This is a genomic window from Streptomyces sp. NPDC032161 (genome assembly GCF_040636995.1).
Classification (GTDB): domain Bacteria; phylum Actinomycetota; class Actinomycetes; order Streptomycetales; family Streptomycetaceae; genus Streptomyces.
Window position 1 is genome coordinate 237,052 of record NZ_JBEZVN010000003.1, and the last position, 25,949, is coordinate 263,000.

Sequence of the window (25,949 nt, forward strand, 5' to 3'; positions counted from 1 at the left end):
TTGCGAGAAATATGAAGGGACAGCCCGGAACGGCGGGACCGAAAGAGCTCATTGCGCATGCCACCGAGGTGCTTCGCGGATTCTGGCGGGGCCGACGGGTGGTGCTGCTGGCCCACCGGGTGACGACGAGCACCCTCGTGCTCGCCGACGAACTGGCCACCTGCGGGGCCACCGTGGCGGCCGTGGTGTCGGGCACCCCGCCGGCCCCCGGCGCGCTGCCGGGCGTGCCGCGGTGGAGCATGGCCGGTCCCGGCACCCCCGTGGAGCGACACGAGTTCGACGCCTGGCTGCGGGAGCCGCCGGGCGATCTGGCGGCCTGGCTGGACGACCTGGACCCGGACGGCTCCTGTCTGGCCGTCGGGACCATCTGGACGGAGGTGGAGAAGTTCTGCGGCCGGGCGGTGCACGGCTGGCGCCGTCCCGAATGGGCCCATTGGGAGGACAAGACCCGCATCGAGGAACTATGGGCCGCCACCGGCGTGCCGTCGCCCCGGCACGCCGTCCTCGACCTGGCCGACCCGACGCTGCGGAAGCGGGCGGCGCTGCTCGACACGGGGCGCGGCGTCGTGCTCGCGATGGACTCCACCGCCGGCATCCAGGGTGCGGGCAGGGCCCTGCGCTGGGTCCGGCACCCCCACGAACTCGACTCCGCGCTGCGGGAGTTCGCCGGGCGCACGCACCGGGTACGGGTCGCGGAGTTCGTCGCCGGGGTGCCGTGCAGCACCCAGGCCCTGGCGATGGACGACGGGATCGCGGTGTTCGACCCGGCGGAGGAGGCGATGCTGCGCTCCCCCGACACCGGCGCCTTCTTCTACTGCGGCACCTCCACCTGGTGGCGCCCCGGTCCCGGCGTCCGCGAGGAGATCGAGCGCCACGTCCACCGGGCGGGCCGCTACCTGATCGAACACACCGGCTTCCGCGGCATCTTCACCGTCGACGGCCTGCTGACGCCCGACGGCTTCCGGGCCACCGAGCTCAACCCGCGGGCCGGCGGGGGGCTCGGCGTCCGCTCCGGCCTGCCCGGATTCCCCGTCTACCTCTTCCACCGCGCGGTGCAGGAGCGGCTCCCCGGCATCGCGGACCTCGCCCCGCGCCACGTGGAGGAGGCGTTCTGCGACGCCATCCGACGCCGCCCGTCCTATTCGGGCACCGTCGCACCGGGCCCCGGAGCGCGTATCGCGCTCGACGGGCGGGAGTTCACGGCCACCGGGGGCGCGGTGATCCGGTACCGGATCGAGGACGGCGCGGCCGACGTCCTGGAGATCCGGCCGACCTCCGGCGACCGGCTGATCGGCCCTGCCATGGCCGAATTCGCCGCCGCGCTCGGCACCCCGGGCCTGGTCTCCTGCACGGACGACGGTGTCCGCGGCACCCTCCGCGGCACCTCCTCCGGGGAGCGCCCATGACCATGCTGCTCGTCAACCGCCGCCCCCTCCTCGACCGGCTGCCGCAGTGGTTCCCGGACGCGGCCGACGAACTGGTGGTCTTCACCGACCCCTCCGCCCTGACCGGCCGGGACGCCGACGCCGTCGCACGCTCGGTGCGCCATCTGGAGATCGCCGACGACTACGACGGCCCGGCCGCCACCGAACGGCTCGCGGAGCTGTGCCGCGCGTACGACGTCCGACGGATCCTGACCGTCGCCGAAGGCGACCTGGTGCGTGCCGCCCGCCTGCGCCGCGCGTTCGGTCTGCCGGGCCAGGACGAGGAGAGCGCCCTCGCGTTCACCCACAAGCACACCATGAAGGCGACGGCGGCCGCGGGCGGCATCCCGGTCGCCCCCATGCGGTACGTCACCGATGCGTCGGGCCTCCTCGACTTCGCCGACGCACACGGGTTCCCCCTCGTCGTCAAGCGCCTCACCGGCGGTGGCGCGGTGGGCATGTCGGTGCTCGCCGACCGCCCCGCGCTGCGCCGGTTCCTCGAGGAGTGGGCGGGCGAGGGCGAACCGTCCGCCATGCTGGCGGAGGCCTGGATCAAGGGCGAGGTCTACCACGTCAACGGCGTCATGGCCGACGGCGTCCTGCTCCACGGATGGCCCGCCCTCTACCTCAACACCCAGTGGGCCAACTACCACACGTCCGCTCCCCTGGTCAGCGGCATGCTCCCCGCCGACGACCCGCTGTGCCGCCGGCTGGTCGACGCGACCGCCGAGGTGGTGGCCGCACTGCCCGCCGCCCCGGGCGTCCTGCCCTTCCACGCCGAGCTGTTCCACACCCCCGACGACGAGATCGTCCTCTGCGAGATCGCCTGCCGCGCGGGCGGCGCGGGCATCGTCGAGGTGCACGAGCTCTCGTTCGGCCTCAACCTCTACCAGGCCGCTCTCCTGGGCCAGGCCGGCCGCTCGGACCAGGTCCGATGGCACGAGCCGGGCCCGGCGCACGGGCACGGCTGGTTCCTGCCCCGCGCGGGGACCCTGCGCCGGATCCCCGAGCACTGCCCGCTCCCCGGCGCCGTCCGGTACCGCACCAGCGGCGTCCAGGGCCGTCACTACCCGGGCCCGCGCTCCGCCAACGACAGCGTCGCCCAGCTGATCTTCGCGCTCCCCGACGCCCACGACCTGCCGGGCGCGCTGCGGACCGTGCAGGACTGGTGGCTCGACGCCGTCTGCTGGGACTGACCCCGCCCCGCCGCCAGCCCCTCTCCCACCACCTTCAGCGAGGAGCCCACATGCAGACGACCACCACGCGCCCCCGGCCGGAGACCGCCACGGCCCTCACCGCCGAGAGCCTGCTCCGGCTCGCCGCCCGCGAGATCGCCGCGATCCACGTACCGGGCTTCTACCCGGCCGACTTCGCCCGGCAGGCGGCCGAGCGCACACTGCGCCACAGGGCCCTCGGCTCGTACCACAAGGAACTGTCCAGTTCCGTGGGCCGGGTGCACATGCCCCACGTGGACACCGCCTTCGACCCGGAACTCATCCGGCAGTACAACGACGGCGCGGTACCGGCCATCCACGACATCCGTTCGATGTTCCTGCCGCAGCTGTCGCCCATCGACCATCTGCGGTTGCTGCTCCAGGAACTCTGGCCCGCCGGTGCCAACCTGCTGCGCCTGCGGGACCGGGCCTGCTTCGTCGGCGCGCTCCGTGTCTTCCAGCCCGGCGTCTCGCAACTGCTGCCGCACAACGACCGCCTGGAGCAGGAGACCGACGCCCCCGAGGCCGCCGGGCTCGTGGAACAGCTCACCGCCAACGTCTACCTCGAAGTACCCGACGACGGGGGTGAGTTGCTGCTCTGGCTCCGCGAACCCACCGCCGAGGAGAGCAAGGTGATCCTGGACGTCGAAGGGCTTTCCCCCGACACCGTCGAGCCACCCGCACTCCGGTTCCACCCCCGCCCCGGCGACCTCATCGTCTTCAGCTCGGCAATGCTGCACGCGGTCACCTCCAGCCCCACCGGACACCGGGTCGGCATGGCCGCGTTCATAGGCTCCACCGGACCTGACCGCCCGCTGGTCTACTGGAGCTGACGAAGGGCCCGGCGACGAATCCGGAGACGATTCCAGCGACGAGCACAACAACGGGCCCGGCTTCACCCGTGGACCGTCAGGGCTCCGGGCCCGTCGCCGGGCGCCGCCTCCCAGGACGCTCCGTTCCTCTCGGCAACCGCACACGGCGGTTGCCGAGGGCCCCGGATCCCCCGGCCGAACACCGCTTCTTGTCGCACCCCGAGCGTCACGCTCATGATGGTGGTCATGCCAGAGGAACGGGGACCGGCGGGCGGCAGGGGTACCGGTACCGGCTCCCTGGTCTCGATGTCGAGCGGTGAGCTGCCGCGGGGTGACAGGTTCGACTGGTACGTGGAACTGGTACGGGAGAACATCGCCCCCTTCTCCCTCAGCAGTGTCCATGCCCACGGCTTCGAAGCCCATGTCGCCGCGGTGGAGCTCGGCTCCGTACAGCTCACACATCTCGTCTTCGAGTCGCTCCATGCCACACGGACACCGCGGCACATCAGGCGCGGTGATCCCGAGACGTACCAGCTCGCCCTGATCTGCGGCAGCCCCATGGGCGTCAGCCAGTGCGGCAACGAGGCCGAGGTCGACACCGGCAGCCTGGTCCTCTTCGACACCTCCCACCCGTTGGACGCCTGCGTTCCGGATGAGCGCGGGCAGGGCCGCGTCACATTGCTGCGGATACCCAGGGACGCGCTTCCGTTGCCCGCGGGCCGGGCCGACCGGGTCCTGTCCCGGCGGCTCGCCGCGGACGGGGTGACGGGGCAGGTCCTCCGCCAGTACCTGACCACCGTCCGGGACCGGGCGGCCGATCTCGGCGCGGGCGAGCGTCTTCGGCTCGGAACGATCGCGGTCGATCTCGCCGCCGCGTTCCTCGCCGAGCACGCCGACGCCCGGCATCCTCAATCGCCGGAGTCCGTCCGACAGGTCCTGCGCGCACGGATCGACTCCTACATGGAGCGCAACCTCGGGAGCGCGGACCTGACCCCCGCCCATGTCGCGGCGCACCACCACATGTCCCTGCGCTCGCTCCACCGGCTCTTCCGCGACCGGCAGGAGACCGTGGCGGCCTCGATCCGTCGCCGCCGCCTGGAACGCTGCCACGCCGACCTCGCGGACCCACGGCTGACCGAATACCCGATCGCCGTCCTCGCGGCCCGCTGGGGGTTCCCGGCACCCGCCGAGTTCAGCCGCGCCTTCCGGGCGGCGTACGGGCTCAGCCCCCGCGCCTTCCGGCACCGAGCCGCGTCCGCCGACGTTCCCTCCACGGCACGCCCCGCCAAGTAGTACGGCGCGCAGCGCCAAGTTCCGTCCCCGGGCCGCCGTGACGATGTGAGCACCCATCAGGCGGCACGGCCACCCGTCCCCGAACCGGTCGACGGCCACAGCCGGGCCGTTCGCCGGACCGGCCGGCGGGCCGGGACAACAGGAGGAATCATGCGACACACCAACCGGACCGACACCGCTACCGACTCGTCGTGCGCCCACCGGGGGATGACCTCGGCGAGACGTCTCGCCCGGCTCCTCGCCGTCCCGGCGGTGGCGCTCGCGATGGCCGTGGGGGTGACGTCACCGGCTTCGGCCCAGAACCGGGTCATCACGGGCGCCTACGGCTACTTCGACCCGGCGAAACTCATGTTCGGTGTGGGCGACACCGAACGCGACGGTCACAGCGTGTTCATCAGCTGGCACGTGGACACCTACTGGGACGAGGTCGTGAACGACAAGGGCAACGGCACCTGGACGGACGAGTACCTCCCCTACAACTGGCCTGACGCGACTCTGGAATGGAAGGTCTGCGTCTCGGGTGTCCGCTGCTCCTCGTGGGTCCAGGAACGCCTGTAGCACCCGTAGTCGCCCGCGGGCACGCGGCACCTGTGGCGCCTGTTCCGGCGCGTACGGTCGGCGGCCGGCCCCGAGGACGTCGTCAAGTCTCCTCGGGGCACGTGGCACGTCCGGACCGGTCAGGGCGGGATCGCCCGCGCGGCGGCCTCATGGGGCGGCGGCTCATGGGTACGGGGACGCCTTCTCGGCCTCGTACGTGCGGACGGGCGCGACGCTCATGAGAACCGGCGCGACGTTCACGGGAACGGGCAGAGCGGACTCAGCCGGTCTCGAGGCCGTCGATCAGCCGGTTGAGGAACCGGGTGAAGGTGGCTTCGGCGGTGAGGGACCGTCCGGGGGCGGACAGGGCCTCGGCGAGCTCCGGGTGACGGCCGTCCGCGGCGATGGCGGCCAGGTAGCGCATCTCGGCCGCGGCCCGGTCCGGGGACCCTGAGACAGCGGCCTGCGCGACCTCGTGGCCGACGTGCCCGGCCACGAACGCGGTGAGCTGGGCGAAGACCTCCAGCTTCGCCGCACCGTCCAGTCCGGTGGGCCGGAGGGCGGCGAGCGCGTGTTCCAGGAAGGCCAGTGTGTTGGGGCCCGGAACGCGACGGGTCGTCAGAGCGGCGGGCAGCCAGGGATGGCGCAGCATGTGGGCGCGCTGCAGGTGGGCGACGGTCTTCAGGTCGGCACGCCAGTCGCCGGTGGGCGGGCCCGTGACCGTCAGTTCGCCGCTGACATGATCGACCATCAGCTCCAGCAGCGTCTCCTTGTCGGGGGCGTAGCTGTAGAGCGACATGACGCCCGCTCCGACCTCGGCGGCGACCCGCCGCATGGTGACCGCTTCGATTCCTTCCGCGTCCGCAAGGGCGACGGCCGCCGCCGTGATCGCCTCGCGGCTGAAGGAGGGTCTGCGGCCCCTGCGCGGCTCGTCGGGACGCAGCCAGAGCTGTTCGGGATCGATGCCTGCGGCGCCGGATCCTCCGTCACGGGGCACGTTCTCGCGCTCCTCTTCCTGCTTGTCGTGGTTGTCGTCGAGACAGGTGGGTCCTTGTGCAAGGCATCCAAGCATCCTCTATTCTCGTACAACGTACGTAATAAAGGAGGGGATCGATGCCGTCACGCACGCCCGACGCCACGACCGGACCGGCCCGGGTACGACCCGCCGGAAAGCCGCCGCTGTCCTCGCGGATGATGAGGGCGACCTGGCGAGGTCTCCCGGCGAAACGGCACGACGTCGGATGGGAGCCCGGACTGGTGGTGCCCGCCGCCGACGGCAGCCCGTTGATCACCGACCACTACTTCCCGTGCGCGGAGGGCGACTTCCCCACCCTCCTGGTCCGCTCCCCTTACGGCCGGGGCCTGCCGTGGTCCCCCATGTACGGCCTGCTCTTCGCCGAACAGGGCTTTCACGTGGTCCTGCAGAGCTGCCGCGGCACCGGCGGCTCGGGCGGCGTGTTCGACCTGTGGCGCAACGAGGCCGCCGACGGCCTGGCCACGGTGTCCTGGCTGCGCGAACAGCCCTGGTTCGACGGATCGCTGGGAACCGTCGGTCCCAGTTACCTGGGTTACGTGCAATGGGCCCTCGCCCTGGATCCACCGCCGGAACTGAAGGCGATGGTGGTGCAGGTGGGCCTGCACGATCCCTACGCCCTGTTCCACGCGGACGGTGTGCTGCGCCTGGAGAACGCCCTCGCCGTCGGGGTGGGCATGACCTACCAGCACCAGGGCATGGCACCGTTCCTGAGGGCGACACTGCGTCTCCAGCGCCGCCTGCGCGCCGTCACCACCGCGCAGCCGCTGCGCGGGTCGTACGCGTCCGCCCTCGGGGGCGAAGTGCCCTGGCTGGACGACGTGATGACACACCCGGACGCCACCGACCCGTACTGGCGCGGCGCTTCCCCGGCCGAGGCGGCCGAGCGGCTCGACGTGCCCACGAGCCTGATCACCGGGTGGCACGACGCGCTGGTCGACCAGACCTTCGAGCAGTACGAACGGCTGCGTCGGGCCGGATGCGAGACCGCCCTGCTCGTCGGCCCCTGGACCCACACCTCCGCCCTGCAGCAGGGCTGGCCCGAGGTGTTCGCCGAGAGCCTCGCGTGGCTGCGCTCCCATCTGTACGCCGACCCCTCCGGCCGGCGTCCCACCGCGGTGCGCGTGCACCTCGGCGGCGACGACACCTGGCGGGACCTCGACGACTGGCCGCCGGCCGCGGCCGCCACCTCGTGGTATCCCGGCCCCGACGGGCAGCTCACCCCGCAGGCGCCCACGGACTCCACGCCGCTGACGACGTTCCGCTACGACCCGGCCGACCCCACCCCGTCCCTCGGCGGCCCGCTGCTCTCCCGCACCGCCGGTCCGCGCGACAACCGCGCCCTGGAAGCCCGGGACGACGTCCTGACCTTCACCACTCCCCCGTTGACCGAGCCCGTGGACGTCCTCGGACCGGTCTCCGCACTGCTGAGCGTCTCCACGGACACCGGCCACGCCGACGTCTTCACCCGCTTGTGCGACGTCGACCCACAAGGCCGCTCCGTCAACGTCTGCGACGGGCTCGGCCGGCTCCGGACGACCGAGGAGACGCCTTCGACTGCGGAAGAGGCGTCCACGACAGCCGAAGAAGCGTCTTCGACGACCGGGCAGGCGGCCTCGCCGACCGGGCAGGCGCCCTCACGCACCATCGTGTCGATGAGTTCCACGGCCCATCGCTTCCGCGTCGGCCACCGCATACGCTGGCAGATCAGCGGAGGCGCCCATCCGCGCTACGCCCGCGGCACCGGCACCGGCGAGTCGTCGGTGGACGCCACCGTCTTCGCACCGGTGCGCATCACGCTCCACGCGGGCTCGGCCCTGCTGCTTCCGCGCGATACGGGACCCGCGTGATCCCGGTGCTCGCGATTCCGGTGTTCTCGGGGCGACGGCATCCCGGTGCTGTTGAAGAACCTGTTCCGCCTGCGGCGGCCACGCTCGCCGCAGGCGGTGACGCGGTGACGAACGAGCCCCGGTAACCCGTGGCCGGTCCGACGGCCGGTCAGAGGTTGGGGTCCACCAGGATCTTGACGGCCGTCTCGTTGTGGTGGATCAGGGTCTCGAAACCGTCGGCGACGAGGTCGTCCAGGCCGATCGTCTTGGTGATGAACGGCGCCAGGTCGACGCGCCCCTCCTGCACCAGCCTGATGGTCTGCGGGTGGGAGTTGACGTAGGCGATCGTGCCGCGCAGGTCGACCTCCTTGAGGACGAGCTTCTGCATGTCGATCGAGGCCGGCTTGCCCCAGATCGAGATGACGGTGATGACACCGCCCGGCCTGACCGCGTCGAACAGGGTGTCGAGGACGACGTTGACGGACGTGGCCTCGAACGCGACGTCCGCGCCCTTGCCGCCGGTGAGGCGCCGGACCTCCTCGGCGACGTCGGTGGTGGCGGGGTCGATGACGTGGTCGGCGACCTTGGCGTCCAGCGCCTTCTGCCGACGCAGCGAGCTGAGCTCGCTGACCGCGACCTCGACACCCATCGCCTTGAGCACCGCGCAGGTGAGGAGTCCGATGGGACCGGCGCCGCCGACGAGGGCGAAGTCGCCCGCCTTCGCGCCTGAGCGCTCGAACGCGTGGTACGCCACCGACAGCGGCTCGATGAGGGCGGCTTGGTCCAGCGGGACGTCACCGACCGGGTGGACCCACCGGCGCTCGACGACGATCTTCTCCGCGAGCCCGCCGCCGCGGCCGCCCAGCCCGATGAAGTTCATGTCGGGCGAGATGTGATAGGTCGGGTTGTTCTCGCTGGTGTCGACCTCGGGGCGCAGGATGTAGGGCTCGACGACGACGCGGTCGCCCGGCTTCAAGCCCTCGACGCCTTCGCCCACCTCGTACACGACGCCGGACATCTCGTGGCCGAGCGTCACGGGCGCGGACTCGCCCGAGACCGGGTGCGGGTGGCCGGCCGGCGGGACGAAGATCGGTCCGTCGAGGTACTCGTGCAGGTCGGTACCGCAGATCCCGCAGTACGCGACGTCGATGCCCACGGTGCCGGGCCGGACAGTGGGCTCCGGGACGTCCTCGATACGGATGTCACCACGGTCGTAGTAGCGTGCGGCCTTCACTTCGAACTGGCTCCTTCGTTCATTTTCCGCTCACACCTCGTGACAAGTCGTGCCGTGGAGTGAGGTGTGCGAGCCTCGCGCGGCGCATTCACGTCAACAATTAAACAATACGGTGCAATACGGTCAGATGCCCGGCCCGCCTCCCGGGCCGGAAGGTGCGGCCGAGGCCCGTCGAACGGGTGCGCCCCGTGACGCTCCGTGCGGAGCGGATGGTCATCGATGACCGGCGGTCCGGTGAGGTTGTCGGTCCTCGTTCGTACGATCACGGCATGTCGGATGCCTTCACCGTCCTGTGGACCCAAGCCACGTGCCGTGCCCTGCGCAAGGAGGGCCGGGTGGGCGAACGGCCGCCGGTCGCCTTCAGCGGGATCCACACCTCCCTTCCTGCCTGGTCGGGTGCCCGCGCCGGGGACGAGGTGTACGCGCTGCACGTCAACCGGCGCGAGGTGTTCGTGGTGAGCCGGATGCGGGTGATCGACCTGGAGCGGCGCGCCTGCCGCGGATCCGCTCCCGCGACATGGCAGGACCCGGCGTTTCCCGGACACGCCGACTGGTCCGTGCTCGGCGCCAGCGGTTGCGGCGCCACCGCGGTGCACGTGGACGCGACGCCTGTGCGCTTCGACCGGCCGATACCCGGTGAGCTTCTGGAACGACTCACCTGGCGCAACCGCCGAGGTCGGACCCGCGGCCTGAAGTACGTCGTGGACGGGCGACTGGAGCGCGATCAGCCTCCAGGGGTTCTACCGTCTGGCGTCCGATTCCGCCGACGAACTGGCGAAGGTCGTCGACTCCCCGGACCGAGAAGGTCGCCGTTCAGGCAGCGAAGGACACTGACGGTCCCGCATGTCCTACACCGCTCGGCGAGCGGGAGGCCGCCGCCGCCAACAGGGGCCCGGGGGCGAGGACTTCATGTTCTGCGCGGCAACACGTGCTCTGTGCGGTCACACGCTCATGCCGTAGCCCAGTTCCTCGGCGGCGACGCACCAGAAGGAGTTCTCGTCGGCAACGGCCTCGGCATCAAGTGTCCCGAATCGTTCCACCAACGCTTCGGTGAGCGCGTCGGCGGCCTCCTCGGCCAGGTCGACGGCCTCGGCGTCGTCGGGACCGTCGCCGGGCCCCTCGTACGCGGCGGCCTCGGCCGCGGCCTCCTCGTACGCGCGGTTGAAGGCGACGAACGCCTCGACACCGGAGTTCACCAGATGCGGAACGCCGTCCTCCGGCAAGCCCCACAGCGAGCCGTCATCACGCCGGACCCCGAGCGCGCTCAGTCCTGGATCGACCGCGACCAGGGCATACCGCGCACCGTCGACCGTGCGCTCCGTAAATGGGGAGTCCTGCCATGCTCCGGGGTACGGGCAGCGCGCACATCCGGCCAGGAGCGAGGCGAGTTCGGCGTCGTTCATGCCGAGAGCCTAAAGGCTGTCGCCGTAGTCCACGACGGATCAGTGCGATCCATGACGGATCGGTGCGCGGCGTCGGATGTGGTGCACCGCAAGGCGGAGGGGTGTGCGCGTACGGGACGTATGCGGGTGCCTCCGACAACGCGGCGAGGTGCCGCAGCTGTCGTCGGGCGCCCGTCAGGGCCTACGGGACAGCTCGGCCCGCGCCGGCGACAGTTCACCGACCTGGTGGACCTGTGCGGTCGCGGCGTCGGCAACTGCCCCGTGACGCCGCTGAGATCGCCCTTGCCGGGGCCGGGCCGGGCCGGGCCGGGCCGCTCCAGTGGCTCATCGTCCCGTCTCGGTGAACATGTCGATCAGCCTGTGGGCCGTGTTGTCGTCGGAGTCGATCCCGGGGACCTCGGCACCGTCAAAGGCGGCGACCGCGGTGCTGCGGGGGAACATGGCCTGCTCGTACTCGGCGAGCGCGGCCTCGGTGTCTTCGGGGTGCGCGGCAAGGGCCTTGCCGAGTTCGGCGCCGTCGAGCATGGCCAGGTTGGCTCCTTCGCCGTTCGGGGCCGCGAGGTGGGCGGCGTCGCCGAGCTGGGTCACCCCCGGCACCCGGTCCCACCGGTGCCCGGTCGGCAGGACGTAGTGGGGGCGCAGGACCGGCGCGGTGTCGCCGTCGGTGATCAGCGCGGTGAGTTCCGGCGCCCAGCCGTCGAACTGCTGCGCTATCCGCGCGGTTGCCGCGGCGGCATCGGTGAAATCGATGGCGGCGAACCAGTCCTGCGGTTTGGACAGCACCACGTAGGTGTGCAGGGTGTCGCCGCTCTCCCGGTGGGCGAAGATCTCCCTGCCCGGAGCGGGCGCGATCATCGACCCGCCGCCGACCGCTTTCGCGGCGGCCGGGTGCCGGGTGTCGGCGTCGAACAGGTAGGTCTCGACGAACGACGTGCCGGCGTACTCGGGTACGGCGGCGGAGAGCAGCGGCCGGACCCGTGACCACGCGCCGTCCGCGCCGACCAGCAGTCCCGCGGCGACGGTGGTGCCGTCGGCGAACATCACCTCGTGGCGCCTCTCGCCGAGGGCGCGGGTACTGCTGACCTTGTGCCCCCACCGAACGGTGCCGGCCGGGAGCGAGTCGAGCAGGATCTGCCGCAGCTCGCCGCGCTGCACCTCGGGACGTCCGCCCGTGCCGTCGTCGGCCTTGTCGAGCAGGACGGTCCCGTCGGTGTCGAGCACCCGCATCGCCTGGCGGCCCTCCAGGACGATGGCGTGGAACTCGTCCATCAGGCCGGCCGCCCTGAGCGCGAGCTGCCCGTTGTAGTCGTGGAGGTCGAGCATTCCGCCCTGCGTGCGTGCCGTCGGGGAGGACTCGGCCTCGTAGACCGTGACCGGGATTCCGTGGACCTGCAGGACCCGGGCCAGTGTGAGTCCGCCGAGTCCGGCGCCGATGATCGTGACGGCGGTGCCCATGGTGGCTCCTCGGGATCGGGGCCGGCCGGTGAGCTCCGGCCGGCCGTCTCCGAAAAGGTGTCAGGCCCCGCCGACAAGCCGCCGACATCGGACCGACACCGCGAATCAGCCCCCGACATCCGCCCGGAACGGCATTCGGCTCGGTGTCCGGTCCGATCGTGCGCGTGCTCGCGTTCCCGCCCCGCTCCCCGGACGGCGAGGGCCCGCACGGTCACCCCCGGCCCCGATGACCGCCACCCCGCCGTCGGGGTACGGCCGACGGGCCCGGGACCGTACGTTCTGCGGAAGGCGCCGGCGTTCTCCGAGGCCCGCTGCCGGACCGTCCTGGCGGGGCACCGGTGATCCGGGAAGAGGTGTCGCGTACCTCGAGCAGCTCGTCGTTGACGTCGCCACCCGTCAGGTCGAGCACGGCGTCCGCGGCTTCGGCACCCAGGAACGCGGCGATCCGACGGTGGGCCTCCCCTCGGCCGATCTCGACGACCGGCAGATGTTCGTCATGCCTCAGTGCTGGACCAGGCCGCCGACCGGGACGGGCGCGACGTGGCCGGTCGCCGGAAGGGTCCGGGCCAGAGCGAGTCCGATGTCCACGAGCGATGACCGGCGCAGGCAAGGGACGTCGTCGATCGCGGTCCAGACCGACTCGGCGATTTCGCCGTTCGGCTCAGGCCGGAGTCGGCCGCCGGTGATACGGACCCGGTAGAAGACGCCGACGTTCTGGTGCTCGACCCCAACACGGGCGACGGCCGCGGGAACCACTCGCGAGTCCACGCCCAGCAGACGATCGACCACCGCGGCGCAGCCGGTCTCCTCGGCGACCTCCCGGATCACCGCATCGAACGGATCCTCCCCGTGCTCGACCCCGCCGCCCGGAAGAGTCCAGTTGCTCTCGCCCTCCGGTGGTACATGACGGGCGAGCAGCACCCGCCCGTCCTCGATGCACACGGCGTACGCCGCCAGCCGGAAACTCATCCCGCATCCTCCCGCCGACCCCTGTCCGACACCCGGCGTCCGACATCCGCACATCACTATGAGCGCGGGGTGGAGCCGGATCAACTTCTCCTGCCTGCAAGCCACTTCTGTTCCGCGTGGTGGCGCCGGCAAGGAAGTCGATCCACGCGGCTCGCCGAACGGCGCTCCGGTGGCGACGGGCCGTTCCGACGTGTCCGACAGTCGGCCCTCGGTCGTCGGGGCAGGCGGAGCCCGGTAAGTCCCCGGGCCGTCGGCAGCCCTCTCGTCCCGACGGCGCACGTTCAACGGCACCGCCTCGACCGAGTCGGGCGGGCTCCGGGGGCCGGGGCAGGGGCGGCTCCTCAGGAGGCTTCGGCGGGCCCGGGCAGGAAGATTTGGTCCAGGTGGTGGGCGAGCACCCCGGCGGCCGACTCCGCGCTGCGCCGGCCGACGAGGACTCGGGTGCCGAGCCCGGCGGACATGGCGAGCAGCCCGGCCGCCGCCGCACGGGGGTCCACGCCGGGCCGCAGGCGCCCTTGTTCCGCCGCCTGCCCGAGCAGACCGGCCACGGTGTCCCCGGCCATGTCGGGGTCCTTGATGGACGGCTGGGCGGCGAGGGCTTCGTCGGTCACGGCCAGGACCGTGTACGAGGTGTACAGGTGGTGGCGCGCCCCCATCCGTCCGGGCCGGACGGATGCGGGCTTCCGGAACCGCGCCCTACTGCCAGGTCGCGGTGTCGGGGTCGATGCCGTGGGCGCGCGCGTCGGCGTCGATGATTCGACGGAACCACGTGGCGAGGCCGGCGCGGATGCCGTCGTAGTGGGCAGCGAATGCCGGATCGGCCTCATACATGCGGCCGAGGCAGACCTGCATCTGCCTGGTGAGGGGAAAGTACGAAGCAAAGACTTCGCGGTGCCACTCGACGAGTCGATCGGCCTCCGGGCTTCCAGGTGTGACGCCGGCGTCCATCGCATCCGCGAGGGCACGGTCGAGATCGGCCACGGCGTCGGCGACGACCTGCCATTCCTCCGGACCGCGAGAGGCCGAGCGCTCGGCGTACTGCCGCCATTGCGTCGTGTCTCCGTAGCGCTGACGGGCTTGGGCGGGCCAGTCCGGGTTCCACTGGGGGCCGAAGATCGCGGCCTGCTGCTCGACGGTCAGCAACAGACCGCGCTCGTGGGCCTCGATCATCCGATCCAGTCCGGCGCTGAGCTGCTGGAGTCGTTCGATCCGTTCAGCAACCTGGGTGCGCTGCGCGCGCAACGCGCCGGGCACGTCTGCGGTCGAGTCGTCCAGGACGTCCCGGATCCTGTCCAGGCCGAGACCGATCTCGCGGTAGACGACGATGCGGTGCAGGCGTTCCAGATCACCAGCGGTGTAGAGCCGGTAACCGGCAGCCGTGCGCAGCGACGGTCGCGCCAGACCCGTCTCGTCCCAGTGGTGCAGCGCGCGGACTGTCACGCCCAGACGCTTCGAGACCTGGCCGACGGTCAGGCCATCGGTGTCAGTGGCATCAGGCATGCTCCTCATTGTCGCCGCGGACGACGTCCGGTGGGGTGATCCCGATGGCTTCAAGGTTCCGCGCCTCCTGACTGGTCGGGTCAAAGGGCTTCGCCGCGGTGAAGACGATCCGTGCGTTCTCGGGGGTGATCACCTCCACGTCGCGGGTGTTCCAGGGAGTGTCCCGCGGACCGTCGACCGAGTTCGGGCGCAACGCACGACAGGCCTCGGCAAGGGGATCGACCTGGCTGAGCACGCCCGCGAAACTGAAGCTCATCGCTGGTGCCCGCTCCGGAACGCTCTCCGCCGTGACGAGAAGTACGTCCTGGAACGCCCACCGGCGCAGATGCACGAGCCTTCCGGGGATGCTGAACAGCTCGAAGAACCCGAGCCCACGAATCCAGAAGTCCAGCGACGCCGCCAGATCGCTCGTGGGGATCGTCACGAACGCGGGCATTCCATAGATGCCGCGGAACGGCTCCGGCGGAACCGCATCCGGGCCGGGGTCGGGCACGGGACTCATCTCGAACGCGTTGTAGTAGTCGCTCATGCACCCCACCCTCCAGCCTCACGCAACGTGAGGGTCAAGCAGCGCCCGTGAACCCCGCCCTGCCCCGACGATGCGACACATCCCGTCGCCTCCATGGAGGTCAGCCCGACGGGTCATCCTTCTCACCCTGACGCATGGGGTTACGCGCGCCCGGCCACGCGGCCGTGTCGGTCCTGGGACATTTTCCGCGAGGGCCGAGGGGCAGGAGCGCGAAGGCCGAGGGCAGGAGCCGTGTCGATCACGGTTCCGACGTCCGACGAGGCGCACCCGTGGGGCCATTGATCAAGGCAAGGAGTGTTCAGGATGCGCAGGAACCGGAAGTTCGCCGTCACCGTCGCCGCCACCGTACTGACGGGTGCCGCCGGTGCCGGAGTCGTACAGGCGTCGCCCGCCACGGCCGGCGAGGACGCCCCTTCGGCCTGCCGGCCGGCCAACCACACCGCGAAGATCACCGAGGCGCCGGCCGGCTCGGGGCACAGCCACTACCGCGTGACGCTGACCGCGCCGCGCGGCTACGACTCCTGCCGACTGGCCGGTTCACCCACCGATGTGCGCTTCTCGTACCGCGGTTCGGACGTCGGGCTCACCGCCGGCCAGTACGGCGAGCAGTCCGCCGTGGTGACCTTCGGCCCCGGGCACCCGGTGCACTTCGACATCCAGGTTCCCGACGACGCCCGCAGCACCGCCGCGGACGAGGCGTCGTTCACGCTCCGCGCCCCGGACGGGGAGATCCCGGGCACGTCCGTCGCCGAAGGAGCGCTGGAGGTGGCCGCCGGCACGCTCGTCGGCCCGGTCCGGCGCGGCGCCTGACCCGCCCCGGGGGACGTCCCCCGGGTCATCCGGCCGCAGACCGCGCCGCGCAGCTGAACGGTACGCGGAACAGCGCGAGTTCACCTCACCTGGACGGGAACCGGATGGCGCGACACGAGCCGCCGTCGGCGTATCCGGCGCTGGGCCCCTGGTCCCTGGAGCACCACCCGCACCTCTGGCATGCTCTCGCCAACGCAACGCGCGTAGAGCCGACGAGAACTCCAGGAGGACAGGACATGTGCGAGCAATGCGGTCCGGCCGACGGCGCGTCCGGCGAGAGGGGGAACCAGCGGTTCACGGCACTGTCACGCAGAAAGCTGCTGCTCGGTACCGGGGCCGGACTCGGGGTGATGGTGGCGGGCCTGCCGGGCCTGACCCCCTCGGCCTCGGCGGCGACGCTCAAGGACGGCAAGTGGTGCAACCCCGCCCGGGGCCGCTTCCCCGCGGCCGGGAACTACGGTGCGCCGCGCGGCGGTTACCCGCATGCCGGCCAGGACGTCACCAACTCGACGGGGACGGCCGTCTACGCCGCCGCGGCCGGAACCGTGGTACGGCGCGGCACCGGCGTCCTCACCGGGCGCACCGGCAAGGGCCTGGTCATCGCGCACGGCGGCGATCGGTACACCTACTACGGGCATCTCAGTGCGTTCCGGGTGGCCCTCGGCGCCAAGGTCGCCGTCGGTCAGCGCATCGCCGACATGGGTGCCACGGGCAACGCGACCGGCCCTCACCTGCATTTCGAGACCCACACGGGAGGGCTCGGGTCCACGACCAACCCCGTCACGTTCCTCTCCGCGCGCGGTGTGCGTCTGGGCGGCGGCTGGCCCGCCATCGACCCCGGAGCCGCGGGAGCGACCGTCCGGGCCGTCCAGTATCTGATGACCCGGCGCGGCACGGCGCTGAGCGCCGACGGCGCCTACGGAACGGTGTCGGTCAAGGCCGTCAAGAAGTTCCAGTCCTCCAAGGGCCTGGTGGCGGACGGTCAGGTCGGTCCCAGGACCTGGCCGGTCCTGGTCTACGCGCTCCGGCGGGGCAGCTCGGGATCGCATGTGCGCGCCCTTCAGACGGTACTGAACAAGCACGGTGCGGGGCTCGCCGTCGACGGCGGCTTCGGGGCGGCGACCGACTCCGCCGTACGCGCGTACCAGAGCCTCAACCGCCTGAGCGCGGACGGCCTGGCGGGGCCCAGGACCTGGGAGGCCCTCGTCGGCTGACCTCCCGGCCCGCGCGCCGGCGGATCCCGCCCGTGGGCCCAGGGGCGGGGGAATCGGGGGTGGCTGCGCCGCCGTGGACCGGCGCACGACGGTCGCCGCGCCTCCACGCCCGGCGGCGGGCGGTTGTACCGGGCACCGCCCCGTCATGGTGTACGGGCGCCGTCCCGCCGGGGTGTCCCGTGCACCACGCCCCGCCAGGGTGTCCCGTGCACCACTCCCCGCCGGGAGTCGTGCACGGCGCACCGTCCCACCCGGGCCCCCCGTGCACCGCTCCCCCTCACCCCGTACGCCGCTGCCTCACGTCGCGTGCAGGGCCACCGTCGGGTGGAGGCGGGAGGCGCGGATCGCCGGATAGAGGCCCGCGACCACGCCGATCAGGAGGGTGGCGGCCAGACCACCCGCCAGGGACCAGGGCGGAACCACCGCGGTCCACTCCTGGACCCGCGCGAAGCCGTACGTCGCCGCCGCTCCCAGCAGCGCGCCCGTCACGCCGCCCAGCGCCGACAACAGCAGCGACTCCGTCAGGAACTGGAGCCGGATCGCGCTGCGGGTCGCGCCCAGCGAACGGCGCAGACCGATCTCCTGGCGGCGCTCCAGGACGGAGATGACCATGGTGTTCGCCACGCCCACGCCGCCCACCAGGAGGGCCACCGCGCCCAGGCCGAGCATCAGGGTCGTCAGTCCTTCGTCGGTGGCGGCCTTGGCGGCCAGCGCGTCCGAGGGGCGCGAGACCTTGACGCCCGCCTCGTCCCCGGGGCTGATGGTGCGGGCCAGGACCGCCCGCACGTCCTCCACCGAGGCGTCCGTGGAGCGCTCGAAAATGGTGGTGGGGTGGCCGTCGAAGCCGAAGTGGCGCTCGGCGGCGGGGAATCCGACCATCGCCACCCGGTCCAGGGTGGGCACGAGTTCGAGAGGCTTGAGGATGCCGACGACCACGACGCGGATGTCGTTCATCATGATCGTCTCGCCGGTGCGGGTGATGCCGAGGCGCTCGGCCGCCACCGCCCCGAGAACCGTCGTCGGGAGGCGCTCACCGGCCGGGTCCAGCCAGGCGCCCTTGTCCACCTCCCCGCCGAGCGTGGACAGCAGGTCGAGGCGGGCCGCCTGCGTGGTGACGCCGGCGGTGCGTTCCGCGGGGACGACGTCGCTGCGGCGGATCCGGGCGTCGACGTCGGCGGTGGCCGTGGCGTGCAGCACCGGGCCGACGCGCTCGACCATCGCCACCGCGTTCTTGGGGAGCTTGACCGCCTGTCCCATGGCGTCCTTGCCCGCCTCGGCGGTGAGGAGGTTGGTGCCGAGGCGGTCGAGCCGGGCCATCAGGTCCGCACGGCTCGACTCGGACAGACCGACGACCGCGACCATCGTCGCGATGCCGATGGCGATGCCGAGCGCCGAGAGCACCACACGCGCACGGCGCGCGCGAAGGCCGAACGCGCCGACGCGCACGAGGTCGCTGAGAGGGAGGCGGGACGGTCTGAGGTCGTTCTTCACCGACCGGCCTCTTCTTCCGTACGGGAGGCGGGTCCTGGGCCGGATCCCGCGCCGGAGCGTGCGGTGGGCTCCGCGCCGGAGCGGGTGGCCGGTCCCGCGCCGGAGCGAGCGCCGGGATCCGCGCCGGAACGCACGGCGGGTCCTGTGTCGGCACGCGCGCCGGGCCGCGTGCCGGGACGCGAGTCCGCGACGATCTCGCCGTCCCTGAACCGGACCCGGCGCGGCAGCGCGTCCGCGATCTCGTTGTCGTGAGTGATCACGCAGACGGTGGTGCCGGACGCGTTCAGCTCGTGCAGCAACTCCATGACGATCTCGCCGGACGCGGTGTCCAGCGCCCCGGTCGGCTCGTCCGCCAGCAGCAACCGAGGGTTTCCCACCAGGGCGCGGGCGATGGCCACACGCTGTTTCTCGCCGCCCGACAGCTCGTTCGGCGTGTGTGCGCTGCGGTGGTCCAGCCGCACCTTGGCCAGCGCCTCCCGGGCACGCGCACGCCGTTGGCCCAGCGGTACGCCCGCGTACAGCAGCCCGTCGGCGACGTTGTCCACCGCGTCGCGCCCCGCCGCCAGGTGGAAGTGCTGGAACACGAAGCCGATGTGGCGGGCGCGCAGCGCGGAGAGCCGGGAGTCGGAGAGTTCGGACACGTCGTATCCGGCGACCCGGACGGTGCCCGTGGTGGGCTTGTCGAGAGTGCCCATGAAGTTGAGCATCGTGGACTTGCCGGAGCCGGACGGGCCGACCACGGCGACCATTTCTCCTTCTTCGACGGTGAGGTTCACTCCACGCAGCGCGTGGACGCCACCGGGGTACGCCTTGCCGGCATCGCGCAGTTCGATCACCGGGTTCCATGTCATGACTTCGCCACTCCGACCTTCAGTCCCTCGCGCACGTCCGGTCCGCCGACCTCGATCAGCCCGTCGGCGGTCATGCCCGTCTCCACCCGCACCATCGTCGAAGTGGTGCCCCGGACGACCTGGAGGCCGTAGCCGCCGTTCTCTCCCCGCAGCGCGACGACCGCCTCGACGGGGACCGCGAGGACCCCCTTGCGCGCCTCGCTGACGAACTTCACGCTCGCCGGCACCGAGGTGTCCTCGCCGGACGCGGCTTTCACCCCGCCGTCCAGGACGACCTCGACGGTGATGCCCTCCTGCGCGCCGGCACCGCCCCCGGCCGCGGAGTCCTCCGGGCGTACCGTCCCTGCGACGTCGCCGGACACGGTCTTCCCGCTCGGCAGGGTGACCTCGACCCTGGTCCCGCGCGCGGTGAGCGCGCCGTCGGTCTGGTCGAGTTGCGCCCGTACGACGGGCTTGGTGGAGGCGATCGTCAGGACCGGCGTGTCCGGACCCACCCGGTCGGCGAGCGCCGCGTCGGCGGAGACCACCTTGACCGGGCCGGGCTGGAAGACGACGTCGCCCTGACCGACCCTGCCGGTGGTGTCACGGTTCAGGGACTTCTGCCACCGTTTGACGGCGGCCTCGGTGTCCGTGTCGTACCGCGTGTCGATGTACAGGTTCGCCCCGTACCCCAAGTCGCTTAGAGCGCACTCCAGTTGGAGTACGTCGGTGCCGCGGTCGCCGACCTTCACCTCGCGGAACATCGGGACCGGCCCGTAGAGAAGGGTGACGGGCTTGTCGTTCAGTTCGTACAGGGCCTGTCCCATGGTCAGTGTCTTCCCTTCGGAAGCTGCCACCGTGACGGTGCCCTCGACGGCGGACTTGACCGCGCGGCGCTGGGCGAAGTCGAGCTTGCCGTCGACCGTCTTGGACTGCACGAGGTCGGTGCGTACGACGGTCGCGGTGGCGGGCGGCAGGTCGCCGCTCCCGCCGGAGGCGCCCGCGTCGCCTCCGTCGAGGGGGAGCAGGAAGCCCCCGGCGACAGCGGCGACGAGCACGGCGCCGAGTGTGATCGAGAGGGTGCGGCGCTTCACTGCATGCCGTCCAGACCGTCGAGCAGCTTCGACCTGCACGCCTCACGGGCCTTCTTGTACGTCGGCGAGTTCGGGTCGAAGGACGGCGACGCCGGGTTGGGGTCGCCGCCCGGCTGGGCGTGGCCGCCGCTCATGGTCGGATTGGTGAACTTGGAGACGCCGTTGTCCCGCATGCATTTGGCGTGCGCGAGCATCGACTCGTAGTCCTTCTGCTGGTCCCGCTGGGGCTCGGCCGCCATGGCGGCCCGGAACTCGTCGACGCAGGCGCCCCCCTTGCCGCCCTTGATTCCTTCGTTGCGGTGGGGCTGGGCACCGATCTCGTTGATCTTGTCCCAGTCGAGGTGCCCGCTGAGCCTGGGGTCGGGGAAGTCCTTGTAGCCGCCCTTGGCGCGCATGCACTGGACGTACTTCATCTGGGCGTCGTAGAACTCGCTCTTGCCCGCGGCCTGCCCGCCCCGGCTCTTCTCGTCCTTCGCGGCGCTCTCGGCCGGCGCTTCCGGTACGTCGGCGATGGTGTCGTCCTTCTTCGTCCCGCCGGCGCCGTCGCCCCCGCCGCAGGCGACGGAGAGCGCGAGCACCGGCACGGCCACAAAGGCGGCCAGGCGCAGGCGGACGGTGATGACTCGGGGGTTCGTCCTGGTGAGGAAGTTCATGCGTCCCACGCTCGCCGCCACGGATGATGGGCCGTCCATGGCCACATGATGGGAACGTAACAATGCCCCCGACCTGCGGGTCCGCCCCCGTTCCGGACTAGGGCGTGTTTCGAAAGTAGCGTCGTCCGCCCGAAGAGCGGGGCCTGCGGCGTCCGGTGCGGTGCATCGGCGACCCTGCCGGTCATCATGCTGACCGCGCGCGGCAACGACGAGGACATCGTGACCGGGCTGGAGGCCGGCGCCGACGACTACGTCGTCAAGCCCGTCACCGCGCCCGTGCTGCAGGCCCGTATCCGGGCCGCGCTGCGCCGTGCGGAACCGTCGGCACGGCAGGGGCAGGACGCCGATCTGCCCGGTCTGACGATCGACCGCGCCGGACTGACCGTCACCAGGGACGGCACCCCCGTCCCGCTCCCGCCCACCGAACTGCGGCTGCTGCTGGAGCTGTCGGCCTCCCCGGGCCGGGTCCTCAGCCGCGAACAGCTCCTCGAATCCGTCTGGGACCACAGCTTCCTGGGCGACTCCCGGCTGGTGGACGCGGCGGTCGGCAGGCTGCGGGCCAAGATCGAGGAGGTACCGGCCAAGCCCCGGTACATACAGACGGTGCGGGGCTTCGGCTACCGCTTCGGGCCCCTGTGAACCGTACGGTCGGGGGGCACGAGGGCAAGCGCCGTGCCACCTCGGCCCGGCGCACGTCCGAGGGCGCCGCGCTGGGCCCGTACCGGTGTGCGGAGTTCCTCAACAGGTGAGGATGCGCGACCACCCGTGAACCGCAAGAAGCACTTTCGCCCCCTCGTCGTGGGAACGGCTCCGTCCGGGCCGCCCCGTCGCGGCCAGAATCGGGCATTCCCGTCGAGGTCTGCGTGGTCGGTGTTGTGACCGAGCGCTTCGACCGCGAGCGCCGCGGTGAGGCCATGTCAGTGGGATCGATACGGTCGGCGCGCTCGATCGCCCGGGGCGCGCGGGACTTGAGATGCCCGGCCGGACCGGAAGAGGTCCGGTGGCACACCCACGGTGAAGTCCGGGAGTGCCCAGGGGTCTCCGCCCCGCTGTACGGTCGGGCGGGTACCGCAGCCATCGACACGGGAGCCGAAATGGGACCGGATCATGTTCCTGATTGGTTCTGGGAAGTCCTGGAAGCGACACGACCGCGTCTGTCCGCCCTGGAATCGTGGTTGGAGTCCCAGCCGCGGAAGGTCCTTGAAACCTTCGCGCTCGCGTACGAGTCCGCGGCGGATTCGCTGGCCGACTTCTCGGAAGGCGTGAGCGTGGACGGGGACGTCTGGTCCGAGGACAGCACCGAAGATCTGTGCATGTGGGTGGTCGGGCAGGGCTGCGGGCTATGGAGTTCGGTGATCGCGGGGGAAGTGCGGTTGGAAGAGGCCGCGCAGATGTATCTGGGCCGTGCGCCACTGCTTCCGGACCGCGTAGTGCCGTGGGACGGGGAGGTCTCGGACCCGGAGCACAGGGGCTACCAGTCTCCCGGGACCATCGTCCACGGCGTCTACCGGACGCGTTTTGCCGAAGAACTCCATGAACGGCTCGGGGGTACCTGAGGAGGTCGCCCGGCCGGGCGGGTGACGCGGCGGGACTCCTGGCGGATGCAGCGGTTGTCCGGGCCGGCTGCGGTACCAGGAGCCCTTGTGTCGTTCCACCGACGACCTGCACGACCGGCTCCGGGACCGGCTCCGCGAGCGGGACGACCGCGATGCCGAGCCGAGCGCGGGATCACCGATTCGCGGTCGGTGCGGGCGGCCCTCTCGACGCGCTCGGCGGTCCGAGCCCGGTCGCGACTCGGCCGTACGCGATGCACTCGGTCTCGACGCGCACGGGCTCTCCCCGCCCCGAAAAATACCCCCGGGGGTATCATGCTATCGTCGGCATATACCCCGGGGGGTAAATGCAATCACTGGAAGGGAGTGCCCATGTTCTTCGTCGACACGATCGAGGTGGCAGGGCTCGGCAACCGCAGCTACCTGGCGGGCGGCGAGCGGACGGCCGTGGTGGTCGACCCGCCCCGTGACATCGACCAGGTGATCGCGGCGGCCGCGCGGCGCGGGGTGCGGATATCCCACGTCGTCGAGACGCACCTCCACAACGACTACGTCACCGGCGGTCTGGAGCTGGCCCGGCTCACCGGCGCGGCCTACCTCGTCCCCGCCGGGGCCCGTGTCTCCTACGACCGCGTGCCCGTGCACGACGGCGACCGCAGCGAGATCGACGCCGAGGCCGGCCTGGCGCTGCGCGCGCTGGCGACGCCCGGCCACACCCCGCACCACACCTCGTACGTGCTCGAAGAGAACGGCAAGGCCGTCATGGTGTTCACCGGCGGTTCGCTGCTGATCGGCACCGTGGGCAGGCCCGACCTGGTCGAGCCGCGGCTGACGGAGCGCCTCGCGCGGGCGCAGCACGCCTCCGCACATCGTCTGGCGGACGAGCTGCCGGACGACGCGGCGGTGCTGCCGACCCACGGCTTCGGCAGCTTCTGTTCGTCACGGCAGGCGGCGGGCGAGTCCACCACGATCGGCAAGGAGAAGGCGTCGAACGAGGCGCTCACCCGTGACGTGGAGACCTTCGTCGCCGATCTGCTGGCCGGCCTGGACGACATCCCCGCGTACTACGCCCACATGGGACCGGCCAACGCCGCGGGCCCCGCCCCGGTCGACCTGACCCCGCCCGCCCTGGCGGACGCCGACGAGATCGCCGCCCGGCTCGCCGCCGGTGAGTGGGTGGTGGACCTGCGCAACCGGGTCGCGTTCGCCGAAGGCCATGTCGCCGGTTCGTTCAACTTCGAGGCCGAGGGGCAGCTCGCCACCCACCTGGCCTGGCTGATCCCGTGGGGCAAGCCGGTGACCCTGCTCGCCGAATCCGCGGAGCAGCTCGCCACCGCCCAGCGCGAACTGGCGCGGGTCGGCATCGACCGCCCGGCCGCCGCGGCCACCGGACAACCGTCGGGGTGGGTGCGGCAGGGCGAGGCCCCGGCCTCCTTCCCGCGAGCCACGTTCGCCGATCTCGCGGAGCACCCCGGGGACGGCATCGTCGTACTGGACGTCCGCCGGGAGTCCGAACGGGCGGCGGGCCATGTGGCGGGCTCGGTCCACATCCCCGTCCACCTCCTGCACCGCCGCCTCCACGAGATCCCCGCGGGACAGGTGTGGGTCCACTGCGCCGGAGGCATGCGCGCCGCCATCGCCGCCTCCCTGCTCGACGCCGCGGGCCGGGACGTCGTCGCCGTCGACGACCCCTTCGACGCGGCCGAGCAGGCCGGGCTCACGATCCGCACGCACTGACGACGGCCGTCGCGGATCAACGTGCCCAGACGATCAACGCACCCCAGAGAACGAACAGGAGCGAGAACCACGATGAGCCTCTTCGGACGCGACCGGAGCGGCCCGGAACGGGTGACCGCGCAGGAGGCCGCCGCACGCACCGGGCACGCGCGAGCGGCCGGAAGCACCGCGGCCTCCGCAGCCCGCGGAACCTGCGTACTGCTCGACGTACGCGAACCCCACGAATGGCAGGCCGGTCACGCCCCCGGCGCCGTGCACCTGCCCCTCGCGATGCTGACCGCCGATGCCGCACTGCCCGCAGAGGCGCGGGAGCGACCGGTCGTCGTGATCTGCCGGTCGGGAAATCGCTCCCGGCAGGCCGCCGAACTGCTCCGGGCCCGCGGCGTCGAGGCCGTCGACGTCATCGGCGGCATGCGTGAGTGGGCCGAGGCGGGCTTCCCGGTCGCAACAAGCCTCCCGGTCGAGGACGGACCGCCGGGCGGGGACTCGCAGGACATGGGCAGGCCGCCGGGCGGGGACTCGCAGGGCCGGGACTCGCGGGGCGGGGACGGGACCTCCCTGTGAGCGCGGTGATACTCGCCCTGGTCTCCGGGGCCGTCATCGGCCTGGCGCTCGGGGCGCTCGGGGGCGGCGGCAGCGTCCTGGCCGTCCCCGCCCTGATCTACCTGCTCGGCTTCACCCCCGTCGCGGCGACCACGGCCAGCCTGGTCATCGTCGCCGTCACCTCGGCCACCGCCCTGTCCGCCCACGCCCGCGACGGAAACGTCCGCTGGCGCACCGGGCTGCTCTTCGCGGCGGCCGGGATCGGCCCGGCCGTGCTGGGCGGCGCACTCGCCGGACGCCTGCCGGAGGCCGTACTGACCGCGGCGTTCGCCGTGATCGCGGCCGCCGCCGCGGTCCGCATGCTCAGACCGCGCCCGTCCCCGGAAGGCGCCACCGGCGCACGGCCGGGCCGGGCGGCGGCCGCCGGCGCCGGACTCGGCGCGGTCACCGGTGTGCTCGGCGTGGGCGGCGGCTTCCTCGCCGTCCCCGCGTTGGTGAACGTCCTCGGCATGCGGATGCGGGCGGCCGTGGGCACCAGCCTGCTCGTCATCACCGTCAACTCCCTGGCCGCCCTGGCGATGCGCGCCGGTACGGCCGACGGCCTGGACTGGGCCGTCATAGCACCGTTCACCGGCGCGGCGATCCTGGGCGCCTGGGACGGCAGACGCCTGTCGGCGAAGCTGTCCGGGCACGCCCTTCAACGGGTGTTCGCCCTGGTCCTGCTGGCGGTGGCCGGCTTCATGCTGGTGGACGCGATGGTGTGATGACCGCCTGCCCGGGAGTCCGGCCGTC

General features: G+C 72.0%; 24 protein-coding genes and 2 pseudogenes. 13 read left to right on the forward strand and 13 right to left on the reverse strand.

Annotated features, from left to right (window positions below):
• Window positions 1-11 precede the first annotated feature (11 nt).
• The 5 genes from AB0E67_RS11420 (at window position 12) to AB0E67_RS11440 (ending at window position 5,301) form a co-directional block, all read left to right on the forward strand.
• The gene (locus tag AB0E67_RS11420; RefSeq protein WP_362024155.1) at window positions 12-1,406 is read left to right on the forward strand and encodes a hypothetical protein; all 1,395 of its coding nucleotides are present in this window, start codon (window positions 12-14) and stop codon (window positions 1,404-1,406) included.
• A complete protein-coding gene (locus tag AB0E67_RS11425) occupies window positions 1,403-2,620 on the forward strand; it encodes a hypothetical protein (RefSeq protein ID WP_362024157.1) in 1,218 nt (405 codons plus the stop codon). The genes AB0E67_RS11420 and AB0E67_RS11425 overlap by 4 nt, the downstream gene beginning before the upstream one ends.
• Window positions 2,621-2,670: 50 nt before the next feature.
• Window positions 2,671-3,471 carry a 2OG-Fe(II) oxygenase gene (locus tag AB0E67_RS11430; RefSeq protein ID WP_362024160.1) on the forward strand — a complete coding sequence of 267 codons (801 nt, stop codon included), beginning with the start codon at window positions 2,671-2,673 and terminating at the stop codon, window positions 3,469-3,471.
• 225 nt (window positions 3,472-3,696) lie between these two features.
• The gene (locus AB0E67_RS11435; protein WP_362024163.1) at window positions 3,697-4,743 is read left to right on the forward strand and encodes a helix-turn-helix domain-containing protein; all 1,047 of its coding nucleotides are present in this window, start codon (window positions 3,697-3,699) and stop codon (window positions 4,741-4,743) included.
• 150 nt (window positions 4,744-4,893) lie between these two features.
• Window positions 4,894-5,301, forward strand: coding sequence for a hypothetical protein (locus AB0E67_RS11440; protein ID WP_362024166.1), 408 nt, complete (start codon window positions 4,894-4,896; stop codon window positions 5,299-5,301).
• A gap of 259 nt (window positions 5,302-5,560) precedes the next feature.
• Here AB0E67_RS11440 and AB0E67_RS11445 read toward each other — a convergent pair whose 3' ends face one another.
• Window positions 5,561-6,277, reverse strand: a complete 717-nt coding sequence (locus tag AB0E67_RS11445) for a TetR/AcrR family transcriptional regulator C-terminal domain-containing protein (protein ID WP_362024645.1) — start codon at window positions 6,275-6,277, stop codon at window positions 5,561-5,563.
• A gap of 197 nt (window positions 6,278-6,474) precedes the next feature.
• Between AB0E67_RS11445 and AB0E67_RS11450 the strand changes: the two genes are divergently transcribed.
• On the forward strand, window positions 6,475-8,163 hold the full coding sequence (locus AB0E67_RS11450; protein ID WP_362024647.1) for a CocE/NonD family hydrolase: 1,689 nt from the start codon (window positions 6,475-6,477) through the stop codon (window positions 8,161-8,163).
• A gap of 148 nt (window positions 8,164-8,311) precedes the next feature.
• On the opposite strand, the gene AB0E67_RS11455 is transcribed toward AB0E67_RS11450, so the two are convergent.
• From AB0E67_RS11455 to AB0E67_RS11490, 8 genes and pseudogenes are all read right to left on the reverse strand, one after another.
• A complete protein-coding gene (locus AB0E67_RS11455) occupies window positions 8,312-9,376 on the reverse strand; it encodes a 2,3-butanediol dehydrogenase (protein WP_362024169.1) in 1,065 nt (354 codons plus the stop codon).
• 941 nt (window positions 9,377-10,317) lie between these two features.
• Window positions 10,318-10,779, reverse strand: coding sequence for an SUKH-4 family immunity protein (locus AB0E67_RS11460; RefSeq protein WP_362024172.1), 462 nt, complete (start codon window positions 10,777-10,779; stop codon window positions 10,318-10,320).
• A gap of 324 nt (window positions 10,780-11,103) precedes the next feature.
• On the reverse strand, window positions 11,104-12,234 hold the full coding sequence (locus AB0E67_RS11465) for an NAD(P)/FAD-dependent oxidoreductase (protein ID WP_362024175.1): 1,131 nt from the start codon (window positions 12,232-12,234) through the stop codon (window positions 11,104-11,106).
• A gap of 281 nt (window positions 12,235-12,515) precedes the next feature.
• A pseudogene (locus AB0E67_RS11470) lies at window positions 12,516-12,706 on the reverse strand (capsule biosynthesis protein CapD); the annotation flags it as partial.
• Between the two features lie 29 nt (window positions 12,707-12,735).
• The gene (locus AB0E67_RS11475; RefSeq protein ID WP_362024178.1) at window positions 12,736-13,203 is read right to left on the reverse strand and encodes an NUDIX hydrolase; all 468 of its coding nucleotides are present in this window, start codon (window positions 13,201-13,203) and stop codon (window positions 12,736-12,738) included.
• A 341-nt stretch (window positions 13,204-13,544) separates the two neighbouring features.
• Window positions 13,545-13,859: a TetR family transcriptional regulator C-terminal domain-containing protein gene (locus AB0E67_RS11480; RefSeq protein WP_362024181.1), complete on the reverse strand. Its 315-nt coding sequence runs from the start codon at window positions 13,857-13,859 to the stop codon at window positions 13,545-13,547.
• 40 nt (window positions 13,860-13,899) lie between these two features.
• The gene (locus tag AB0E67_RS11485; protein ID WP_362024183.1) at window positions 13,900-14,703 is read right to left on the reverse strand and encodes a MerR family transcriptional regulator; all 804 of its coding nucleotides are present in this window, start codon (window positions 14,701-14,703) and stop codon (window positions 13,900-13,902) included.
• Window positions 14,696-15,232 (reverse strand): VOC family protein, encoded by a 537-nt coding sequence (locus AB0E67_RS11490; protein WP_362024186.1) that lies wholly within the window; start codon window positions 15,230-15,232, stop codon window positions 14,696-14,698. The genes AB0E67_RS11485 and AB0E67_RS11490 overlap by 8 nt, the downstream gene beginning before the upstream one ends.
• A 303-nt stretch (window positions 15,233-15,535) precedes the next feature.
• Here AB0E67_RS11490 and AB0E67_RS11495 point away from each other — a divergent pair, with 303 nt between their 5' ends.
• Window positions 15,536-16,042: a DUF4232 domain-containing protein gene (locus tag AB0E67_RS11495; RefSeq protein ID WP_362024189.1), complete on the forward strand. Its 507-nt coding sequence runs from the start codon at window positions 15,536-15,538 to the stop codon at window positions 16,040-16,042.
• A 350-nt stretch (window positions 16,043-16,392) separates the two neighbouring features.
• On the forward strand, window positions 16,393-17,256 hold the full coding sequence (locus AB0E67_RS11500) for a peptidoglycan-binding protein (protein WP_362024650.1): 864 nt from the start codon (window positions 16,393-16,395) through the stop codon (window positions 17,254-17,256).
• 297 nt (window positions 17,257-17,553) lie between these two features.
• On the opposite strand, the gene AB0E67_RS11505 is transcribed toward AB0E67_RS11500, so the two are convergent.
• Genes AB0E67_RS11505 through AB0E67_RS11520 form a run of 4 tightly spaced genes read right to left on the reverse strand, consistent with a single transcriptional unit; the run spans window position 17,554 to window position 21,324 of the window.
• Window positions 17,554-18,747, reverse strand: a complete 1,194-nt coding sequence (locus tag AB0E67_RS11505) for an ABC transporter permease (protein ID WP_362024192.1) — start codon at window positions 18,745-18,747, stop codon at window positions 17,554-17,556.
• On the reverse strand, window positions 18,744-19,598 hold the full coding sequence (locus AB0E67_RS11510; RefSeq protein WP_362024193.1) for an ABC transporter ATP-binding protein: 855 nt from the start codon (window positions 19,596-19,598) through the stop codon (window positions 18,744-18,746). The genes AB0E67_RS11505 and AB0E67_RS11510 overlap by 4 nt, the downstream gene beginning before the upstream one ends.
• Window positions 19,595-20,671, reverse strand: coding sequence for a peptidoglycan-binding domain-containing protein (locus tag AB0E67_RS11515; protein WP_362024196.1), 1,077 nt, complete (start codon window positions 20,669-20,671; stop codon window positions 19,595-19,597). The genes AB0E67_RS11510 and AB0E67_RS11515 overlap by 4 nt, the downstream gene beginning before the upstream one ends.
• Window positions 20,668-21,324 (reverse strand): hypothetical protein, encoded by a 657-nt coding sequence (locus AB0E67_RS11520; protein ID WP_362024653.1) that lies wholly within the window; start codon window positions 21,322-21,324, stop codon window positions 20,668-20,670. Before AB0E67_RS11520 ends, AB0E67_RS11515 begins: the two co-directional genes overlap by 4 nt.
• Window positions 21,325-21,489: 165 nt before the next feature.
• Between AB0E67_RS11520 and AB0E67_RS11525 the strand changes: the two are divergent.
• The 5 genes and pseudogenes from AB0E67_RS11525 to AB0E67_RS11545 form a co-directional block, all read left to right on the forward strand.
• A pseudogene (locus AB0E67_RS11525) lies at window positions 21,490-21,963 on the forward strand (response regulator transcription factor); the annotation flags it as partial.
• 236 nt (window positions 21,964-22,199) lie between these two features.
• Complete coding sequence (locus AB0E67_RS11530) at window positions 22,200-22,880, forward strand: hypothetical protein (protein WP_362024199.1); 681 nt, start codon at window positions 22,200-22,202, stop codon at window positions 22,878-22,880.
• 369 nt (window positions 22,881-23,249) lie between these two features.
• The gene (locus AB0E67_RS11535; RefSeq protein ID WP_362024201.1) at window positions 23,250-24,614 is read left to right on the forward strand and encodes an MBL fold metallo-hydrolase; all 1,365 of its coding nucleotides are present in this window, start codon (window positions 23,250-23,252) and stop codon (window positions 24,612-24,614) included.
• A 72-nt stretch (window positions 24,615-24,686) separates the two neighbouring features.
• Window positions 24,687-25,178, forward strand: coding sequence for a rhodanese-like domain-containing protein (locus tag AB0E67_RS11540; RefSeq protein WP_362024204.1), 492 nt, complete (start codon window positions 24,687-24,689; stop codon window positions 25,176-25,178).
• The gene (locus tag AB0E67_RS11545; RefSeq protein WP_362024207.1) at window positions 25,175-25,921 is read left to right on the forward strand and encodes a sulfite exporter TauE/SafE family protein; all 747 of its coding nucleotides are present in this window, start codon (window positions 25,175-25,177) and stop codon (window positions 25,919-25,921) included. The genes AB0E67_RS11540 and AB0E67_RS11545 overlap by 4 nt, the downstream gene beginning before the upstream one ends.
• Window positions 25,922-25,949 lie beyond the last annotated feature (28 nt).

What these genes read in the sequence shown, in the direction of transcription:
- AB0E67_RS11435 (WP_362024163.1), top strand. Translation starts at nt 3,697, where the DNA reads ATGCCAGAGGAACGGGGACCGGCGGGCGGCAGGGGTACCGGTACCGGC.
- AB0E67_RS11420 (WP_362024155.1), top strand. Translation starts at nt 12, where the DNA reads ATGAAGGGACAGCCCGGAACGGCGGGACCGAAAGAGCTCATTGCGCAT.
- AB0E67_RS11520 (WP_362024653.1), bottom strand. Translation starts at nt 21,324, where the DNA reads ATGAACTTCCTCACCAGGACGAACCCCCGAGTCATCACCGTCCGCCTG.
- AB0E67_RS11495 (WP_362024189.1), top strand. Translation starts at nt 15,536, where the DNA reads ATGCGCAGGAACCGGAAGTTCGCCGTCACCGTCGCCGCCACCGTACTG.
- AB0E67_RS11480 (WP_362024181.1), bottom strand. Translation starts at nt 13,859, where the DNA reads ATGGGGGCGCGCCACCACCTGTACACCTCGTACACGGTCCTGGCCGTG.
- AB0E67_RS11475 (WP_362024178.1), bottom strand. Translation starts at nt 13,203, where the DNA reads ATGAGTTTCCGGCTGGCGGCGTACGCCGTGTGCATCGAGGACGGGCGG.
- AB0E67_RS11540 (WP_362024204.1), top strand. Translation starts at nt 24,687, where the DNA reads ATGAGCCTCTTCGGACGCGACCGGAGCGGCCCGGAACGGGTGACCGCG.
- AB0E67_RS11465 (WP_362024175.1), bottom strand. Translation starts at nt 12,234, where the DNA reads ATGGGCACCGCCGTCACGATCATCGGCGCCGGACTCGGCGGACTCACA.
- AB0E67_RS11450 (WP_362024647.1), top strand. Translation starts at nt 6,475, where the DNA reads ATGAGGGCGACCTGGCGAGGTCTCCCGGCGAAACGGCACGACGTCGGA.
- AB0E67_RS11440 (WP_362024166.1), top strand. Translation starts at nt 4,894, where the DNA reads ATGCGACACACCAACCGGACCGACACCGCTACCGACTCGTCGTGCGCC.
- AB0E67_RS11535 (WP_362024201.1), top strand. Translation starts at nt 23,250, where the DNA reads ATGTTCTTCGTCGACACGATCGAGGTGGCAGGGCTCGGCAACCGCAGC.
- AB0E67_RS11490 (WP_362024186.1), bottom strand. Translation starts at nt 15,232, where the DNA reads ATGAGCGACTACTACAACGCGTTCGAGATGAGTCCCGTGCCCGACCCC.
- AB0E67_RS11510 (WP_362024193.1), bottom strand. Translation starts at nt 19,598, where the DNA reads ATGACATGGAACCCGGTGATCGAACTGCGCGATGCCGGCAAGGCGTAC.
- AB0E67_RS11425 (WP_362024157.1), top strand. Translation starts at nt 1,403, where the DNA reads ATGACCATGCTGCTCGTCAACCGCCGCCCCCTCCTCGACCGGCTGCCG.
- AB0E67_RS11485 (WP_362024183.1), bottom strand. Translation starts at nt 14,703, where the DNA reads ATGCCTGATGCCACTGACACCGATGGCCTGACCGTCGGCCAGGTCTCG.
- AB0E67_RS11460 (WP_362024172.1), bottom strand. Translation starts at nt 10,779, where the DNA reads ATGAACGACGCCGAACTCGCCTCGCTCCTGGCCGGATGTGCGCGCTGC.
- AB0E67_RS11500 (WP_362024650.1), top strand. Translation starts at nt 16,393, where the DNA reads ATGGTGGCGGGCCTGCCGGGCCTGACCCCCTCGGCCTCGGCGGCGACG.
- AB0E67_RS11430 (WP_362024160.1), top strand. Translation starts at nt 2,671, where the DNA reads ATGCAGACGACCACCACGCGCCCCCGGCCGGAGACCGCCACGGCCCTC.